17 protein-coding genes and 1 pseudogene are annotated in these 17,116 nt (G+C 43.5%); 5 read left to right on the top strand and 13 right to left on the bottom strand.

Annotated elements, in window-relative coordinates:
• Positions 1–35 precede the first annotated feature (35 nt).
• Together ACXAEO_RS07435 and ACXAEO_RS07430 are read left to right on the top strand one after the other, a co-directional pair.
• Positions 36–470: a DUF1641 domain-containing protein gene (locus ACXAEO_RS07435; RefSeq protein ID WP_474879812.1), complete on the top strand. Its 435-nt coding sequence runs from the start codon at positions 36–38 to the stop codon at positions 468–470.
• 50 nt (positions 471–520) lie between these two features.
• Positions 521–1,705 (top strand): NAD(P)/FAD-dependent oxidoreductase, encoded by a 1,185-nt coding sequence (locus ACXAEO_RS07430; RefSeq protein WP_474879810.1) that lies wholly within the window; start codon positions 521–523, stop codon positions 1,703–1,705.
• Between the two features lie 61 nt (positions 1,706–1,766).
• Here ACXAEO_RS07430 and cyoD read toward each other — a convergent pair whose 3' ends face one another.
• From cyoD to ACXAEO_RS07410, 4 genes are read right to left on the bottom strand one after another with little or no spacing between them, the layout of a single operon-like run.
• A complete protein-coding gene (gene cyoD, locus ACXAEO_RS07425; RefSeq protein ID WP_474879808.1) occupies positions 1,767–2,072 on the bottom strand; it encodes a cytochrome o ubiquinol oxidase subunit IV in 306 nt (101 codons plus the stop codon).
• A gap of 1 nt (position 2,073) precedes the next feature.
• The gene (cyoC, locus tag ACXAEO_RS07420) at positions 2,074–2,673 is read right to left on the bottom strand and encodes a cytochrome o ubiquinol oxidase subunit III (protein WP_474879804.1); all 600 of its coding nucleotides are present in this window, start codon (positions 2,671–2,673) and stop codon (positions 2,074–2,076) included.
• Positions 2,673–4,628: a cytochrome aa3 quinol oxidase subunit I gene (gene qoxB / locus ACXAEO_RS07415; RefSeq protein WP_474879802.1), complete on the bottom strand. Its 1,956-nt coding sequence runs from the start codon at positions 4,626–4,628 to the stop codon at positions 2,673–2,675. The genes cyoC and qoxB overlap by 1 nt, the downstream gene beginning before the upstream one ends.
• Before the next feature lie 29 nt (positions 4,629–4,657).
• Positions 4,658–5,584 (bottom strand): ubiquinol oxidase subunit II, encoded by a 927-nt coding sequence (locus ACXAEO_RS07410; RefSeq protein ID WP_474879798.1) that lies wholly within the window; start codon positions 5,582–5,584, stop codon positions 4,658–4,660.
• Between the two features lie 291 nt (positions 5,585–5,875).
• Here ACXAEO_RS07410 and ACXAEO_RS07405 point away from each other — a divergent pair, with 291 nt between their 5' ends.
• Positions 5,876–6,610 carry a polysaccharide deacetylase family protein gene (locus ACXAEO_RS07405; protein WP_474879795.1) on the top strand — a complete coding sequence of 245 codons (735 nt, stop codon included), beginning with the start codon at positions 5,876–5,878 and terminating at the stop codon, positions 6,608–6,610.
• A 360-nt stretch (positions 6,611–6,970) separates the two neighbouring features.
• Complete coding sequence (locus tag ACXAEO_RS07400) at positions 6,971–7,156, top strand: YolD-like family protein (RefSeq protein WP_474879792.1); 186 nt, start codon at positions 6,971–6,973, stop codon at positions 7,154–7,156.
• Positions 7,157–7,202: 46 nt separating this feature from the next.
• Here ACXAEO_RS07400 and ACXAEO_RS07395 read toward each other — a convergent pair.
• Positions 7,203–8,828 (bottom strand): annotated as a pseudogene (locus ACXAEO_RS07395) (terpene cyclase/mutase family protein); the annotation flags it as partial.
• Positions 8,828–9,079 (bottom strand): hypothetical protein, encoded by a 252-nt coding sequence (locus ACXAEO_RS07390; protein WP_474879790.1) that lies wholly within the window; start codon positions 9,077–9,079, stop codon positions 8,828–8,830. The pseudogene ACXAEO_RS07395 and the gene ACXAEO_RS07390, both read right to left, overlap by 1 nt.
• Before the next feature lie 220 nt (positions 9,080–9,299).
• Between ACXAEO_RS07390 and ACXAEO_RS07385 the strand changes: the two genes are divergently transcribed.
• The gene (locus ACXAEO_RS07385) at positions 9,300–9,737 is read left to right on the top strand and encodes a CHRD domain-containing protein (RefSeq protein ID WP_474879786.1); all 438 of its coding nucleotides are present in this window, start codon (positions 9,300–9,302) and stop codon (positions 9,735–9,737) included.
• Positions 9,738–9,798: 61 nt separating this feature from the next.
• Here the strand turns inward: ACXAEO_RS07385 and ACXAEO_RS07380 are convergent, their stop codons facing one another.
• The 7 genes from ACXAEO_RS07380 to ACXAEO_RS07350 form a co-directional block, all read right to left on the bottom strand.
• Positions 9,799–10,557, bottom strand: a complete 759-nt coding sequence (locus ACXAEO_RS07380) for a sugar phosphate isomerase/epimerase family protein (RefSeq protein WP_474879782.1) — start codon at positions 10,555–10,557, stop codon at positions 9,799–9,801.
• An 84-nt stretch (positions 10,558–10,641) separates the two neighbouring features.
• Positions 10,642–11,610: a sugar phosphate isomerase/epimerase family protein gene (locus ACXAEO_RS07375; RefSeq protein WP_474879779.1), complete on the bottom strand. Its 969-nt coding sequence runs from the start codon at positions 11,608–11,610 to the stop codon at positions 10,642–10,644.
• Positions 11,611–11,720: 110 nt separating this feature from the next.
• Positions 11,721–12,734, bottom strand: a complete 1,014-nt coding sequence (locus ACXAEO_RS07370) for a Gfo/Idh/MocA family protein (protein WP_474879776.1) — start codon at positions 12,732–12,734, stop codon at positions 11,721–11,723.
• 13 nt (positions 12,735–12,747) lie between these two features.
• Positions 12,748–13,773, bottom strand: coding sequence for a Gfo/Idh/MocA family protein (locus tag ACXAEO_RS07365; RefSeq protein ID WP_474879774.1), 1,026 nt, complete (start codon positions 13,771–13,773; stop codon positions 12,748–12,750).
• A gap of 217 nt (positions 13,774–13,990) precedes the next feature.
• Positions 13,991–14,713 carry a ThuA domain-containing protein gene (locus ACXAEO_RS07360; protein ID WP_474879771.1) on the bottom strand — a complete coding sequence of 241 codons (723 nt, stop codon included), beginning with the start codon at positions 14,711–14,713 and terminating at the stop codon, positions 13,991–13,993.
• Between the two features lie 139 nt (positions 14,714–14,852).
• Positions 14,853–15,887 (bottom strand): LacI family DNA-binding transcriptional regulator, encoded by a 1,035-nt coding sequence (locus ACXAEO_RS07355; protein WP_474879768.1) that lies wholly within the window; start codon positions 15,885–15,887, stop codon positions 14,853–14,855.
• Between the two features lie 163 nt (positions 15,888–16,050).
• Positions 16,051–17,091, bottom strand: coding sequence for a LacI family DNA-binding transcriptional regulator (locus ACXAEO_RS07350; RefSeq protein ID WP_474879765.1), 1,041 nt, complete (start codon positions 17,089–17,091; stop codon positions 16,051–16,053).
• Positions 17,092–17,116: the final 25 nt, after the last annotated feature.

Below are 17,116 nucleotides of genomic sequence, written 5' to 3'. Positions count from 1 at the left end.
TTAAGGAGCAATACTATCGAAGAGGAGAATGCAAAATGCCTGAAACATTGACTCAAACAAAACCTGAACAAGAATCGGTTACATTATCTGTTCGTCAAGAACAATTGGATATTCTTGATCAGTTACTAAAGCCTGAAGTACAAGAATCTTTAACGACTCTTGTTGAACAGCTTCCAAAATTGACAGAACTGGCAACCGTTCTAACGAAGTCATATGACTTTGCTCAATCAGTGGCTACGGATGAAGTCTTGAAAAATGACACAGTCAGCGCCATTAAAGAGATCGCTGAACCAGTAGCAGACACAGTGAAACAAATTGCAGCAACCGCGATTGAAGCGAAAGATCGCGCAGAGGAAAGCAATGAAGTAATCGGTCTTTTCGGTTTATTAAAAATGCTAAAAGACCCGCAAACACAAAAACTTTTCCGTTTCGTAAACGCTTACCTTGAAATTAGCGCTCGCAATAAATAACTAGATTTATAAGGTTCTAGTCAACTTAGTAAAAGACGGGGGAATAAACTATGTCAAAACATATTGTCATCTTAGGTGCAGGTTACGGCGGACTTTTAACCGCTTTAACGGCTCGTAAATACTTAACGAAAACAGACGCAAAAATTACGGTTATCAACCAATACCCGACACACCAAATCATCACAGAGTTACACCGTCTTGCGGGTGGAACGACGGCTGAAGGTGCTGTTTCTTTATCATTAGAAAAGCTTTTCAAAGGAAAAGATATTGACCTTAAAATCGCAAAAGTGGAGTCTTTCTCTGTAGACAGCAAAGAAGTGAAACTGGCGGACGGCTCTACTTTAACATATGATGCTCTTGTTGTCGGTTTAGGAAGCACAACCGCTTACTTCGGTATTCCAGGACTTGAAGAGCACAGCATGGTATTAAAATCTGTAAATGATGCAAACAAAATTTACAATCATATTGAAGCTCGCATTCGTGAATATGCGAAAACGAAAAATGAAGCAGATGCAACAATTCTCATCGGCGGCGGCGGCTTAACTGGCGTAGAATTAGTTGGTGAGATTGTCGACAACATGCCAAAAGTGGCGAAACAATACGGCGTCGATCCGAAAGAGTTGAAAATCATGCTTGTTGAAGCAGGTCCGAAAATTCTTCCAGTGCTGCCAGACCATTTAATTGAGCGTGCCACAGCAAGCTTAGAAAAACGCGGCGTTCAATTTTTAACAGGCCTTCCTGTCACCAATGTAAGCGGCAATGAAATTGACTTAAAAGACGGTCAAAAAATCGTTGCGAACACATTCGTTTGGACAGGCGGCGTTCAAGGGAACCCGCTCGTTGGTCAATCTGGTCTTGCTGTAGACCGCGGTCGTGCAACAGTTAATGAATACCTTCAATCAACTTCCCATCATGACGTATTTGTCGTTGGTGACAGTGCGGTGGCATTCCCTGAAGAAGGCGGCCGTCCATACGCACCGACTGCGCAAAACGCATGGCAAATGGGTGAACTTGTTGGCTACAACGTATTCGCATACTTACAAGATAAAACGTTTGAAAAGTTTGCACCAGTGAACTCTGGTACACTTGCAAGCTTAGGCCGTAAAGATGCTGTTGCAACAATCGGCGCAAACGAAACACCGCTTAAAGGCTTACCAGCAACGTTAATGAAAGAAGCAAGTAACGTTCGTTATTTGTCACACATTAAAGGGTTGTTCAGCCTCGTTGCTCATTAATTTAAATTGATAGAAAAAAGGAACGCAGTTCATCCCTCGCGTTCCTTTTTTTATGCGAATGTTATTGTACTTGCGAGTTGAATGTCATAATCCACAGTGAACCGGCAACGATGGTAATCACGAAAATCACTCCAAGCACTAATGCCATGACGTTATAACGCGGCTTTTCTCCGTCTTTTATATGCATGAAGAAAAACAGCTGGACGAAAAACTGAAGGACAGCCATTCCCATAATGATGGTCGTCAGCGGTCCTCTGCTGAATGTACCATTCACAACCATAATAAGTGGGATAATCGTCAAGACAATCGAAAAAATGAAGCCGGTGACATACGCTTTGAGCGAGCCGTGATGTTCTTGATGCGACATATTACATCACCCCCATCAAATACACAGCAGTATACAGGAAAATCCAGACAACATCCAGGAAGTGCCAATACAAGCTGATGATGGTAACTTTGCGCTTGGTCACATCCGTAATGCCGCGGCGTTTAAGTTGAACAATAATGGCTGTCATCCAAACTAAGCCGATCGATACGTGAATGCCGTGCGTGCTGACAAGTGTATAAAAGGCCGTCAAAAACGCACTTGTTGAAATGGTCGCTCCTTCATGGACCATCACGCGAAATTCATTGATTTCTAAACCGATGAACGCCAAGCCTAACAGAGCGGTTACAATAAGCCACCCTATTAAACTTTTCGTCTTCCCTTTTTGCATCGCAAGCACAGCTAAACCACTTGTAAAGCTGCTTGTCAATAAAATGAGCGTTTCAGCGACGAATCCAGGAATCTCAAACAATTCCTTGCCGGTCGGACCGCCTGCTGTATGATCCCAAAGGACCGCATATGTCGCAAACAGCGCCCCGAATAAAATACAGTCTGTAACAAGAAATAACCAAAAACCAAGCACTTTCATTGATTCATGATCTTCATGATGATGCTCGTCATGATGTACTGCAGCATGCGCCATTATACGACCCTCCCTAACGAAGCTTCTGTTCTTTTAATCTCGTCAACTGGTATATAGTAATCTGAATCATATTGGAATGAACGTGCAAGTAAGCACCCTCCTACTCCGATCAGTCCGAAAATCGCCATCCATACCCAATGGAAGGTTAAACCGAAACCCGCGATGAACCAAAAGACGGACATAATAAATGGAATGCCGGAGTTTTTCGGCATATGAATGGGCTGAAGGTCGGGTTGTTTCTGAACGCCATGCTCTTTCATCGTCCACCATGCATCTTGCCCTTTTCCTTCCGGCACAACCGCAAAGTTGTAGAGCGGCGGTGGTGACGGGATGGACCATTCTAACGTACGACCATTCCACGGGTCACCTGTTATGTCACGCTCCCCGTATTTAATACCGTGAAGAATTTGTGCAACTTGGAATAGGAAGCCAATGCCCATGAAAAACGCACCGACCGTAGAAATCACGTTTAGCGGCCCCCAGCCCATATCAAAATCATAAATGTAAATACGGCGAGTCATGCCCATGAACCCTAACGCATATTGCGGCATGAAGCATACATAAAACCCAATGTTCCATGTCCAAAACGCCCATTTTCCGAGGCGATCATTCAATTTGAAGCCAAACATTTTCGGCCACCAATAATAAAGACCTGCGAAGAAGCCGAACACCACTCCGCCGATTAACACTTGGTGGAAATGTGCAATTAAGAAATAGCTGTTATGGTATTGATAATCTGCTGGTGCGACGGCGAGCATCACCCCTGTTGCACCACCGACGAGGAAGCACGGAACGAAGGCAATCGTCCATAGCATCGGCTGCGTCATTTGAATGCGGCCGCGGAACATCGTAAACAGCCAATTAAATACTTTTACCCCTGTTGGAATCCCGATGGCCATTGTCGTAATCGCAAAGAATACGTTAACGTTGGCACCTGCTCCCATCGTAAAAAAGTGATGCACCCAAGTGAAATAAGAGAGCACGCTAATAATCATCATGGAAAAAACCATCGATTTATAGCCGAAAATTCGTTTTTTCGAGAACGTAGCCACTATTTCAGAGAAAATACCGAATGCAGGCAGCACAACGATGTATACTTCTGGATGTCCCCACATCCAAATTAAGTTGATGTACATCATCGGATTTCCGCCGCCAGTCATCGTAAATAAATGACCATCAAAGAAGCGGTCTACGAATAAAAGCGCAAGCGTGACGGTTAAGACTGGGAATGCGAAAATAATAATGATACAGCTTGCCAATACAGACCAAGTGAATAATGGCATATCCATCAGTTTCATGCCTGGTGCACGCATTTTTAAAATCGTGACGATAAAGTTAATCCCTGAAGCTAAACTTCCAATCCCGGAAATTTGAATGCCCCAAATGTAGAAGTCCTGACCAGGTCCTGGGCTGAACTCCATACCAGAAAGCGGCGGATAACTAAGCCAGCCCGCTGCCGGCGAACCGCCGATGACAAATGATAAGTTAAACAACATGGCCCCGAAGAAAAACAGCCAAAAACTGACCGCATTTAAAAACGGATAGGCAACGTCACGCGCTCCGATTTGAAGCGGAACGACGATGTTAAAAAAGGCGAACATAAGCGGCATTGCCATGAATAAAATCATAATCGTGCCATGTGTTGTGAAAATTTCATTGTAATGGTGGGAATCTAAAAACTCCCATTGTGGAAATGCAAGCTGAATCCTCATTAACAGGGCATCGACCCCGCCGCGGAACAGCATCAGCAGTGAAGAAAGCATATACATAATCCCAATTTTTTTATGGTCAACCGTTGTGAGCCACTCGCGCCACAGCCATTTCCATTTTTTAAAGTACGTTAACACAAAAATAATCCCGATGGTCGTTAATACAATCGCGACATCCGCTCCGTAAATGAGCGGTTCCCCCGTTACAAAAAATTCCGATGCAAACTCTTTCAATTGATTAAGCAAAGAGGACTCCTCCTTTCGTTCATTTCCGTTTATTTACTGTCAAAATCCGGTCCGTACCGCAGACCGCAAAGCGCCTCTAGCGCCGTTTTCGCGTTATGTTCCATATATTCCCCGCCGTTTTTCATGACAGTGTCGTAAAATAAAAGCGGTGGAATAGAAGAGAAAGATAGTTGTTCCGTCACGCCTGGTTTCGCTAATTCGGCATAGCCCATTTCTGTTAACGGCGGCGCTTCTTCTTTAACGCTTGCCACCCATTGATCGAACTCTTCCTGCGGCTTCGCAATGACTTTAAAATTCATATGCGCAAACCCTTCTCCTGTAAAGTTCGCTCCTGACCCGAAGTATTCACCCGGATGATCTGCTTGAAGCCAAAGCGGCATCGCCATCCCTGGCATTGTGTACACTTGGCCGCCAAGCTGCGGTACCCAAAAGGAATTCATCGGGGCATCTGACGTTAAAACAAATTGAACCGGCATATCTTCCGGAATTTCCACATAGTTGACGGTTGCAATTTTTTGTTCCGGATATTGGAACAGCCATTTCCAATCGAGTGACGTCACTTGAATCGTAATGGGCTTCACATCTTGGTTAGGCGGTTCCACGAGCTCATATGTCGTTTTGGCCGTGAAGAATCCGAGAATGCCAATAATAACAATTGGAATCCCCCACCAAATCACTTCAAGTGTTTTACTATCATCCCAATCTGGTGTGTATGGTGCTGTATTCCCCGGTTTATCCCGATAACGGAACACAATATAGACGAGAAGACCGAGGACAGGGATGACGACAATGGCACATAAAATAATGGAAAAAATAATAAGGTCATATTCTTTTTGCGCCACTGGTCCTTGCGGCTTCAAAATGAAATAGCGGTCATCACATCCTGCTAGCAAAAGCATCGTTAAGACGGCCGTTATCCATCGTTTGCTGTTATCAAGCAGCATTTGCTTTTTCAAAGCATTCCTCTCCTTTCTCACATCCCGCATTGTGTGCGGATACATTTTCATGGTTTCATCCATTACATCTGATTACCTGATGAATGATGTCTCCCATACTTCTCATAAATTATCATGATGTTTCATAAGACGATGTGACTTTTATCACATCTCCATCAAAAATGAAGGAGGTTTGTTATTTTTGACACAATTTATTCTTATTTTTGGAAAGGTCTGTTAAGTTTGAACGGAGCATAAAAAAACTACGTTCCGGAACAATAGGAACAAAAAAGTGATGAAAGGCGGAACAAGATGAAGCGGTTCACATGGGTGTGTATGATCGGGCTCTTGCTCTTATTTCCATTGCACGGAAATGCAGACGGGCATGTGCCCATTTTGGTTTACCATTCGATTGATGAATTTACAGGGAGCGGTTCTAAAGAGTTGTACGTCACCCCTGAAAGTTTTGAACGACAAATACGCTATTTAAAAGAAAACGGCTATACCCCGCTAACATTTGAACGATGGGAGGACATTGATAACGTACAAAAACCTGTATTCATTACAATTGATGACGGCTATGAAAACACTCTTAATGCGTTTCAAGTGTTCCAAAAACTGAAGGGTGACACGTTTCAGCCCACCGCCACCTTATTTGTCATTTCTGATTTTATCGGAGGGCCTGGGCGGCTATCGAAAACAACATTAAAAAGCTTGGCGGATTCTGGTTTTTTCTCCATTCAGTCACATACAGCCACTCATCCTGATTTAACGAAAAAGGCAGATTTTCCGTATGAGCTGAAACAATCAAAAGAAAAAATTGAAACCATTACCGGAAGACCCGTCATCGCTTTCGCTTATCCGTACGGAAATTTTAATGATCGGGCGGTTGCCGAAGCAAAAAAGTATTATCAGTTTGCCGTGACGACAACACCAGGAGCGTATGTACCAATGGGTATAAAAAATGAGCGATATGTGCTGCCGCGTATTTACGTCACATATTCGACTTCACTCGAGGAATTTGCCCGAGCGCTTCAGCCGAAATAAAAGGAACTTCCATCGGTAGAGACTTTCCTTCCTCTCCTACCGATGGTTCGTTGACTGATCTAACTTTTACGTTAAAAGGTGAACCGTTGCTAGATAGCGCTTTCTCCTCCACTTAAATTTCTCCGATTCCTCCAACTTTTCTACCTGCCCATTAATGTGAGCTACAGAAAAATGTACCCCTAGATCATGGTTTTGTTCAAACTTTCACGAATTGTTCAAAATTAAATGTAAACGCTTTCTAATTTTTGTGTATAATGAAGATAACACAAGAAAAAGAAGTAAATCATGAATGCTACTAGACTAACAAGTCCGTAAATAGACGATTTTATACACATTATTGTGACGAAAGGAGATTTCAACATGATTTTAAAAGCATTGCGTTCAACACTTCCGATTACTATTAACTATTATCAAAACGGATCGCTCCAAACATGTACAGGGCGTGTATGTAACCTTAATTTAAACGATCAAACGCTATCAGTAAAAGATGATAAAGAAAAAATCTTTTCCATCCGGTTAGCCGGCATTAAAGAAATTTACAGCTAACAGACGAAGGCCGCTTTCATGAGAAATGATAGCGGCCTTCTGTATATTACGAGAGAAACTTATGTTTGTATGCTGCCAGGACAAGCAGTCCCCATGCATCGTTTAAGCTAGGATAGTAGAAATACGCGTTGCCGGGAAGTCCTCCGCCTGTCGGGTACGTGTTCGTCCACTCCTCTTTTTGGAGTGATTGGATAACGTATTCTATTCCGCGCGTTAGTTCAGTTGTCGGTTTTTCTTCCAGTGCAATGAGCATCTCGAGTGCCCAAGCAGCTTGCGAAGGTGTACTCGCTCCAAGTGGAATGTATTCTTTCTTTACATCACTCATCGCCGACTCGCCCCATCCACCATCCTTATTTTGAATCCCCCGCATCCAGTTTTGTGCCTTTTTTATCGCCGGATCATTCTTCGGTACACCTGCTGCCAACAGCCCTAGAACGGCAGCGCTAGTGCCATGAATAAAGGAAATGCCCCATCTCCCAAACCATGACCCATCCCCCTTCTGTTGTCTTTTCAGCCATTTGACCGCTTTTTTGACAGCTGGATGGTCTTCTTTCAACGCAGCATCTGTTCCGAGAAATTGCAGCACTCTTCCTGTGAGGTCGGGCGTGGACGGATCAATGACAAAATCAGCAGCCCCTTCAAACGAAATGAAGGTCATCATTTTTTTATCCGTGTTTTTTTCGAACGCCGGCCATCCTCCGTCGTCATTTTGCATTGACAACAACCAGTCTAACCCGCGGTTCCATGCTTGCTCAGATGATCGCTGATTGTTTGCGGCTTTACTTAGCGCCCTTAGCGCCATCGCCGTACAATCTAAATCAGGATATTTTGTGTTCACATCAGAAAATCCCCATCCGCCTGGTTCTCCTTCGGGGTTATGGATACGCCAATCCGTTTTTTTATTTTGCTGGCGGGAGACTAAATAATGAACGGTCTTTTGCACAGTGGCATCTGTTGCTGGTACGCTTGCTTCTTGAAGCGCATAGCTAATTAACGCTGTATCCCAAACGGTTGATGTTGCCACTTGCAAGTGAACATGCCCGTCTCGTTTGCACAGCAATGTTTTGATCCCTTCGATCGCTTTTGCTACAACAGGCGACTCTTTCGTGTACCCGAGAGATAAGAGAGCGAAAATCATTAGCATCGTAGACGTGGAATATGTGAGCAGCGTGCCGTCCGGTTCAAGTCGTTTGAGCATGAACAACTCAGCTTTTCTGACTGCTTTTTTTTGCAAGCGGCGAGAAAGAAATGGAACGGTTTTCGCTAGTACCTTCCATGATTGAATAACGATGGAAAGCGGCGAAAATGACGGCTTTCGTTCTTTCTTTGACAAAAACAAGTCGGAAAGGTCTGGTGTGTGTTCATGTTTCAGTGAAAAATGTTGATGCGCAGCAATCATTAACGGAACGAGATGTACGCGGGCATGACCTGACAAGTCGAATAAATTAACGGGAAACCACGTAGGAAGGAGCATTACATCAATTGGAATGACATTTTTTTTAGGCCAAGGAAGCTGCCCTGTTAACACGAGAAGCGCCTCTGTTAATAAACCGGTCACGTTTTGCGCTCCGCCATGCTGTAAAATGAACTGCTTTGCTTTTTCCATCTTCGGATGTTCTTTTGAAAGATAACGAGAATATAAAAGAGCGTAATACGCCTCGACGGTTGCATTTAAATTTCCATTATCATCGTGAAATAATTTCCAAGCTCCGTTCTCCGCTTGAGTAGCAAGACCGGCTCCGCTAGTTTTTGAATGAGTGCCTCTTCTTCCATTTCAAGTGTCCTTAGCAGCACAATTGCATAAGCATCCGCCGTAGGACCGCTCTCCAAACAATATCGCCATGCCCCATCCACGCTTTGGTATTGACGAAATAAGTCAATAAGATGATGGATGGTGGCTTCCACCTTCTGTTTTCCTGCCAATTTCTCTCCCTCCTCTTGCTCCGTGACAATAAAACGTCTTTAACAGCCTATGTGTTATGCCTGAAAAATGTTCAAAAGTTGAAAAGAGAATATTAGCTGTACCGTGATACGTGTCCAACCCTTTTTATTTCTTTCGAATAAAATATATAAAGCCTTTATGGTTAAAGGTTTTACTGCTCATACTGGCAGGAAAATTATGATAATGGCAGGAGGGAAGAAAATGTCACAATTCTTTTTTGCTCGTTTAAAAGGGCGAAATGAGGTGCCTCCCGTTCGAACAGACGCATTTGGAGTGGCCAAATTCGTCACGAATAAACGGGGAACGAAGCTCAAGTTTTTCTTACAAGTAAATGACATTCGAAACTTTGTTCAAGCACACATTCATTTTGGCAAAGAAGATGAAAACGGCCCCATTCTTGCATTCTTATTTGGAGCAGATGCCGCTACATTAGCAGAACAAAACGGTATTACTACGCGAAAAGGTGTTGTTCAAGGCATCATTACAGATGCCGACATTGTAAAAAATAATGTCGGGGTTAAAAGTGTTGAAGACTTGATTAAACTGATGGAGTGCGGGAAAACGTATGTGAACGTTCATACGGAGCAAAACGTGAATGGAGAAATTCGCGGGCAAATTGAACTGTTGCTTCAAAAATAAAGTTTGAACATCAAATAAAGCGCACTGAATCTAGTATTAAAGGTTCCGTGCGCTTTATTGTCTATGAGTGATGGAGCGCTTTTTTCAAGTACGTTAAGCTGATATCGATGCTCTCGAACGGTGGGCGTTTGCATTCATCCTGCTCCACGATCCACCATTGAACATTGGACGCCTCCCCTTGTTTGAGGACGGCTTGAAGATCGACACCACCTGTTCCAAGCTCAGCAAAAAACTGCGATCCGTCTGTCGTCATATCTTTCAAATGGACTAACGGGGTTCTTCTTTTATAGCGTTCTAGCCATGTGACAGGATCTTCACCTGCACGTGTTAGCCAGTATACATCAAACTCTGCCTTCACCCATTCTGGATTCGTCTCATCTAAAATGGTTTCAAGCGCTGTTTTCCCATTAGAAAGACGGAGTAATTCAAAATCATGGTTATGATAACTTAAGGTGATGCCTTCTTTCTGGCATGCTTCGCCGGCTTCGTTCAATAAACGGATTAATTGAAAGTAGTCCGATTCTGTTCGTTTTTCCGGAAGCAAATACGGGCAAACAATATGCCGGCTTCCTATGGTATGCTGCTCATTGATGACAGCGTGTAAGTCTTGTTCCAGCCTGTCGAGTGAGATATGACTTGAAGCTGCTTGTAATCCAAGGTCATCCAGCACCTTCTTTACATCTGCAGGAGACAAATTCCCATATCCGGCAAATTCAACTCCTTGATACCCCAATGAAGCCACGTTTTGGAGTGTGCCGATAAAATCTTGTTCGCTCTCATTTCGTAATGTGTACATTTGAACTGCAATCGGAATCCCCATTAAATCTTCTCCCCTTTACCGGTTTCGTTAAAATGAAGCAAAAAAAGGAGGTTTCCTCCCCCCTCCTCTTTTACACGTTGTTGCTTAAACCCACCACATTTGTGACGGCGTTTCTTCAATTAAGACAGACTTCAAATTTGTGACCGCACGCTTAAAGCCTTCGTCAATTGACATGATTGGGTCTTCATGCTCAATGCTGACGACATAATCATAGCCATATGTGCGCAGGGCACTCATCATATCTGACCATTCCTGCAAGCTATGACCGCAGCCAACCGAACGGAATGTCCACGCTCTCGTTTGCACCTCGCCGTACGGCTGCATGTCCGTTAACCCGTACATATTCACATTATCTTGATCAATGTACGTGTCTTTGGCGTGGAAATGGTGGATTGCATTAGCTTTCGCTAAAATTTTAATAGCCCCAACTGGGTCGATTCCTTGCCACCATAAATGACTCGGATCTAAATTCGCTCCAATCGCCTCACATGTTTCTTCACGCAATTTTAACAGCGTGTACGGCGTATGAACGAGGAAACCGCCGTGAAGTTCGAGACCGATTTTTACGTTTTTCTCTTGGGCAAATTGGCCAACTTCTTTCCAATAAGGAATCAGTTTTTGTTCCCATTGCCATGTTAGCACATCGCCATACTCATTCGGCCATGGCGTCACAGGCCAGTTCGGATATTTCGCTCCTTCATGGTCGCCCGCTGTTCCAGAGAAACAGTTCACAACCGGTACGTTCATTAATGAAGCTAGTTCAATTGTTTTCATTAACGTCTCATGCGACTCTTTCGCAAACGCCGCTTCTGGTGAAATTGGGTTTCCGTGGCAACTGAAAGCGCTAATAATTAAGTTGCGATCCTCTAACTTTTGAAGATACTCTTTGCGCAATCCTTCGTTTTCCAATAATGCATCTAAGTCACAATGCTTGTTTCCAGGATAGCATCCTGTTCCAATTTCCACAGCATGAAGACCTGCCGCCTGAACTTTATCCAACATTTCGTCAAAAGATTTATCTGCAAACAATACAGTAAATACGCCTAATTTCATGTAAAACTCTCCCCTCGTTGTATTAGCTAGTAGCTGTTAGCTATCAGCTATTAGGTATTAGGTATTAGCTAGTGGCTAGTGGCTAGTGGCTAGCAGCTAGTGGCTAGTAGCTAGTAGCTAGTAGACTCATAAATTTGATCAATGATTTGCGATACTTGCAGAGCTTCTTGCGGTTTGACGACGAGTTCAGCTGTTCCGAGGCATGCTTCGACGAAGTTTTTTGCCTGTGGCAAGCCAGGATTGTCTTCGCCTTGAATCCAGCCCGCTTCTGTATTCAGCAGCATCCCGTTCTTTGTTGTATATAATTCAAATGGAAATACGCTAATGCCGCCTTCTGTGCCAGAAATACTCACATGCTCTTCATCGTCTTTCACATTTGCTGCCCATGACGTTTCAAGCAGTAACGACGCACCACCTTCAAACGTGATATATGCTGTTACATGGTCGTCTACATTAAACGTTTCATGATTAAATGAACCCCATTGGTTCACTTGATTCGGTGTTTTGCTTAGTGCGTTGTACGTACGGCCATTAACTGATACGTGATTCGGATTGCCCATAAGCCAAAGCGCCGTGTCTAAAAGATGGCATCCATAATCGATTAAGCTTCCGCCACCTTGCAGTTCCTTGTTTGTAAAAACGCCCCAGCCCGGCACTTTTCGGCGGCGCATCGCTTTTACTCGCACGACAAGGGGCTCCCCGACTTCAGTCATCATTTGCTTTGCTGCCTGCACTTCTTTCATAAAACGGTAGTGATAAGCAATTGCCAGCACCTTCTCCGCTTTTTCTGAAGCTGCGATCATCGCTTCACATTCCGCTGCGGAAAGAGCCATCGGCTTTTCACATAAAACATGAACGCCTGCTTCCATCGCCGCAATCGTAATTTCTGCATGAAATTTATTCGGTGTACAAATACAAACAGCATCGACTTCAGCAAATAAATCAGCATAGTGCTCAAATGCATGTGGAATGCCGTATGTATCAGCAACTTCCTTCGCTCGCTCTGCGTGAACATCACTCACGGCGGTGATTGTACATATATCGTGCAATTGTTGAAAAGCAGGGATGTGGCGACCTGTGGCAATGCCGCCCACCCCGATGATGCCTATTCGAAGCTTACTCATGATGACACCCCTTTTACACTCGTGTAATTTGTTTCGTTTCGTTTGATTCAAGTGCCGCTAAAATGACATTTAATGATTTCATTCCTTCTGCACCGTTTACTAAAGGCTCCTTGTCGTTTACGATGCAATCGATGAATTGTTCCACGACATGAGAGTTTTTCTGGCCGCCTTCATCGTTTGACTGAATTTTGCCAAGCTCATATTTCACGACTTCTCCGTTAGCATATTGAACAACTAATGAATAGTTCGGATCATCCTCTAAACGAAGAATCGCTTTCTCACCGTAAATAACCGTTGAATTGTCTTCGACTCCATTGTAAGCCCAGCTTGCGGCTAATGTACCGATAATCCCGCTTTCGGTTTTCAGTACACATACAGCGTTATCATCAACATTGCCAAAATCTTTTGCGCTTGTTTCAACAAACGCACCGACTTCCACCATTTCTTCACCGAGCACATAACGGAGAAGATCGGTTTTATGAACACCTAAATCACCCATTGCTCCGATGAAAGCTTCCTCTTTTTTGAAGAACCAGCTTTCCTTTCCGTCCACGCTCCAGCCTTCTGGTCCGCCGTGACCAAATGCTGTGCGGAAGCTGTAAATTTTGCCGACTTCGCCACTTTCGATTAGCTGGCGCGCCTTTTGATGGGATTTTACGAAGCGCTGATTATGGGCAATCATCAGCTTTTTGCCGCTTTCTTCTGCCGCTGCAATCATTGCCTCTGCTTCTTCTTTTGATGTCGCCATCGGTTTTTCACATAAAACGTGAACGCCTGCATGAAGCGCTGCAATTGAAATAGGTGCATGTAAATAGTTTGGTGTACATACGCTTACCGCATCCACTTCACCGCTTTGGACAAGCTCTTCATAGCTTGTATATGCTTTTACCCCGTATTTTTCCCCTACTTCATTTGCGCGAGCTTCATTCGAATCGCAAACAGCTGTCAATTCTACATGCTCATTCATTGCATACTCTGGTAAATGACGGTGCTGAGCAATACTTCCACACCCGATAACGCCTACTCGTACTTTTTTCATTTTCATTTCCCCCTTATAGTCACTGTTCATTTATATCTTTCACTCAATACTTTGACATCGTTTCATTTGATGAAAGGTGTTCATACTAAGTTTTTCAGACCTCTTAAATGAGCCCTCAAAAGTTCACATAGGCTGCTGGCAAGAACCCGCAAGGGCGCTTGCCGGCAGCTTATGCGTCACTCATGTAACATAATGTTACATGAGTGACGTGGATCTACTACTTCGCTGAAATCGTTTCGAGCGGCTTTGCGTTGCCGTACACTGGACGTTTCCGGTCAACCGGCTGTGCCCATTTCACGCTGTTAATGATCACGCGTTGAATGTCTTTATGGTGATAAGTCGGGTATGTTTCATGACCTGGTCTGAAGTAAAACACTTTCCCGTTTCCACGCTGATATGTGCAGCCGCTTCGGAACACTTCTCCGCCTTCAAACCAGCTTGTGAAAATAAGCTCGTCCGGTGCTGGGATATCAAAATGCTCACCATACATTTCCTCTTTTTCAAGCTCGATGTATTCACCGATGCCTTCTACAATTGGATGACTTGGTGCGACAACCCAAAGACGCTCTTTTTCATCGGCTTCACGCCATTTTAAATCGCAGCTTGTTCCCATTAATGTTTTGAAGATTTTGGAGAAGTGACCAGAGTGAAGAACAATCAGACCCATTCCATCTAACACGCGTTGCTGTACTTTTTGAACGATGTCGTCTTTTACTTCTCCGTGTGCAAGATGTCCCCACCAAATGAGAACATCGGTGTTGTTTAACACATCATCTGTTAATCCATGCTCCGGCTCATCAAGGGTTGCCGTTTTCACATCGAAGCCTTCTTCCTGTAAAAAACTTGCGATGGCACCGTGAATACCTTCTGGATAAATATCTCGGACAACCGGATTTTTTTGCTCGTGGCGATTTTCATTCCATACTGTTACTTTTAACATGTTCAACACCTGTCCTTTTCTTAATATGTAACACCTATTCTAGTTATCTATTATTTTTGAACCGGTTAACCCATTAGAGTTAACCGGTTAACTTACCAAATATCATACTCCAGTGATAGGATGAACCAAAAGATATCGTTTATACCTTTTGATTCATTTCTTTTGTTGAGTCTCGCACAACTAATTCTACAGGAAGTGTAATGGTTTCCATTGTTTGAATATGGCCTTCAATGGCATCAATGAGTGTTTGTGCCGCAATGGCCCCTTTATGGAAGACGTCCTGCCTAATCGTCGTTAAGCTTGGAGAGGCGTACGTACTAATGATCAAATCATCAAATCCAATGACTGAACAATCATGTGGTACCTCAATCCCACACTCTTTCAATGCTTTAATCATGCCCAATGCTAAAATATCCGAGCTTACAAATATCCCTGTCGTTTTAACAGACTGAGCGATATGAAGCCCAATTTCATATCCTTTTTCAAAGGAACTTTCGTTTGCTTCAATCATTTGTGCTGCATCTAATGATAGATTGGCTTCTTGCATTGCTCGCTTAAATCCACGTAAACGATTGCCATCAATGGAGCCTCCGAGAGCAGGAGCAATAAAGCTAAGAGATGTATGACCTAGTTCGATTAAATGTTTGGCGGCTAAATAGCCCCCTTGTTCATCATCGATGCGAACGTTGTGATATAAATCGGCATACGCTTCATACGTGTCAATTAAGGCAATTGGAATGGATAACGCTTTCATTTCGTCGAAAATCGTTTGCGGAAATGAGTTTAAAAAGAGAATTCCATCTAAATTACGCTTTGTAATCCAGTTTTTACAATCTTCTGGCTTTCCGATACCGGAAATAAGAAAATCGTACCCTCGTTTGCGTGACACATATTCAATGCCGCTAATCAATTCGCTATAATAATGATTTCCCTTAAAAACAGGGGCAAGTGAATCGTCCACTAAAGGAATCATCACACCAAGCATGCTCGACTTTCGTTTAGATAAGCTAATCGCCGTAAAATCAGGGTGGTAATTCAGCTCTTTAATAGCTTCCAGTACCCGCTCCTTCGTTTCAACAGACACTTTATTGACGCCGTTGATCACATAAGAGACAGTAGCTGCTGATACTCCTGCATATTTGGCGACATCGCGAATGGTGACTTTTTGCTTCATGTCTCCTCCAGTTAAACGGTTAACTTGATTTGAATTTAGTATATATGAAAACGGTTTCTCGGTCAATTGTTTTAAGAAAATATTTTCTAATTTCATTGTAAACGATTGGGATGAAGCGGGGAACCGTTCTCCAGCCTATGGTCTTGATGCCGATTCCCTTCTTCTACCTATTTTTCATCTTACCGCCGCAACTTTCCCGAATAATAAGTTTTGTTGGCAGGACCACCTGCATCGGAATCTCTCGCCCATTTAAGCGATCCATCAGCAAATTAACCGCCGTTTTTCCCATTTGTTCCGTATACACTTTCATCGTTGTTAAAGGCGGTGTGACAAATGCGGAAATTTCGATGTCATCAAATCCGACGATGGCGACATCTTGCGGAACTTTCCATCCTTGTTCATGAAGGGCGCGAATTGCTCCGATGGCAATGCGGTCGTTTGCAGCAAAAAAAGCACTTGGAAGATTCCCTTTTTGCAACGCTTTTTTCATCAATTCATAGCCGCTCATAATCGTCCAATCATCGACCCAAACGTGCTCAGGATTATAAAGGCCCCGCTCTTTCATGACTCGTTTGAACGTCTCTTTCCGTTTTTCAGGCAGCTCTTCACTCCGTTGAACTTTGAATTTCTCTAAAAACTCGCGGCCGCCGAGATAACCGATATGTTGATGCCCGAGTTCAAATAAATAGTCGAGCACCATCTCCGCCGACTGCTCTAGCTGAAAGATGACTGAATCATATTGCTGAATGTCCGGTGATGTATTAACAAACACAACTCGGTCGTTTTTAACGTTTAAATATTGAATTTCACCTGCATCAATCTTTCCGACAACAATTAATCCGTCAACATCTTGAAAGTCTACATCATCAGCATCGACATTCATTCTAACGACTTTTGTAATATCCGTGCCTAATTCCAAACATTGCTTTTCAATTCCTTGACGGATGGATAAATAGTACGGGTCATCGCTTTCGTATTCTTTGGAACACCATAAAAGCAGCCCGATTTTCGTTTCTTTCAGTTTATCCCCTTGCTTTTTTGCATTTCTTGTACGCGGTGGTACATATTGCAGTTTGTTGGCAATTGCATAAATCCGCTGGCGTGTTTCGTCCGTTACGGAAAGGGTTTGATCATTATTTAACACCCTTGATACTGTCGCAACCGAAACTTTAGCCAAAGCCGCAATCTCTTTAATCGTTGCCATTTCCTCACCTCAAACGATTCTTTAT

The organism is Bacillus sp. ABA4_010, from assembly GCF_056159105.1.
Note: the sequence above shows the minus strand (reverse complement) of the source record. Positions and strands in the feature narration are given on the sequence as shown.

What these genes read in the sequence shown, in the direction of transcription:
- ACXAEO_RS07400 (WP_474879792.1), top strand. Translation starts at nt 6,971, where the DNA reads ATGATTTTAAAAGCATTGCGTTCAACACTTCCGATTACTATTAACTAT.
- ACXAEO_RS07385 (WP_474879786.1), top strand. Translation starts at nt 9,300, where the DNA reads ATGTCACAATTCTTTTTTGCTCGTTTAAAAGGGCGAAATGAGGTGCCT.
- ACXAEO_RS07380 (WP_474879782.1), bottom strand. Translation starts at nt 10,557, where the DNA reads ATGGGGATTCCGATTGCAGTTCAAATGTACACATTACGAAATGAGAGC.
- ACXAEO_RS07365 (WP_474879774.1), bottom strand. Translation starts at nt 13,773, where the DNA reads ATGAAAAAAGTACGAGTAGGCGTTATCGGGTGTGGAAGTATTGCTCAG.
- ACXAEO_RS07350 (WP_474879765.1), bottom strand. Translation starts at nt 17,091, where the DNA reads ATGGCAACGATTAAAGAGATTGCGGCTTTGGCTAAAGTTTCGGTTGCG.
- ACXAEO_RS07375 (WP_474879779.1), bottom strand. Translation starts at nt 11,610, where the DNA reads ATGAAATTAGGCGTATTTACTGTATTGTTTGCAGATAAATCTTTTGAC.
- ACXAEO_RS07360 (WP_474879771.1), bottom strand. Translation starts at nt 14,713, where the DNA reads ATGTTAAAAGTAACAGTATGGAATGAAAATCGCCACGAGCAAAAAAAT.
- cyoC (WP_474879804.1), bottom strand. Translation starts at nt 2,673, where the DNA reads ATGGCGCATGCTGCAGTACATCATGACGAGCATCATCATGAAGATCAT.
- ACXAEO_RS07405 (WP_474879795.1), top strand. Translation starts at nt 5,876, where the DNA reads ATGAAGCGGTTCACATGGGTGTGTATGATCGGGCTCTTGCTCTTATTT.
- ACXAEO_RS07430 (WP_474879810.1), top strand. Translation starts at nt 521, where the DNA reads ATGTCAAAACATATTGTCATCTTAGGTGCAGGTTACGGCGGACTTTTA.
- ACXAEO_RS07370 (WP_474879776.1), bottom strand. Translation starts at nt 12,734, where the DNA reads ATGAGTAAGCTTCGAATAGGCATCATCGGGGTGGGCGGCATTGCCACA.
- ACXAEO_RS07355 (WP_474879768.1), bottom strand. Translation starts at nt 15,887, where the DNA reads ATGAAGCAAAAAGTCACCATTCGCGATGTCGCCAAATATGCAGGAGTA.
- ACXAEO_RS07435 (WP_474879812.1), top strand. Translation starts at nt 36, where the DNA reads ATGCCTGAAACATTGACTCAAACAAAACCTGAACAAGAATCGGTTACA.
- cyoD (WP_474879808.1), bottom strand. Translation starts at nt 2,072, where the DNA reads ATGTCGCATCAAGAACATCACGGCTCGCTCAAAGCGTATGTCACCGGC.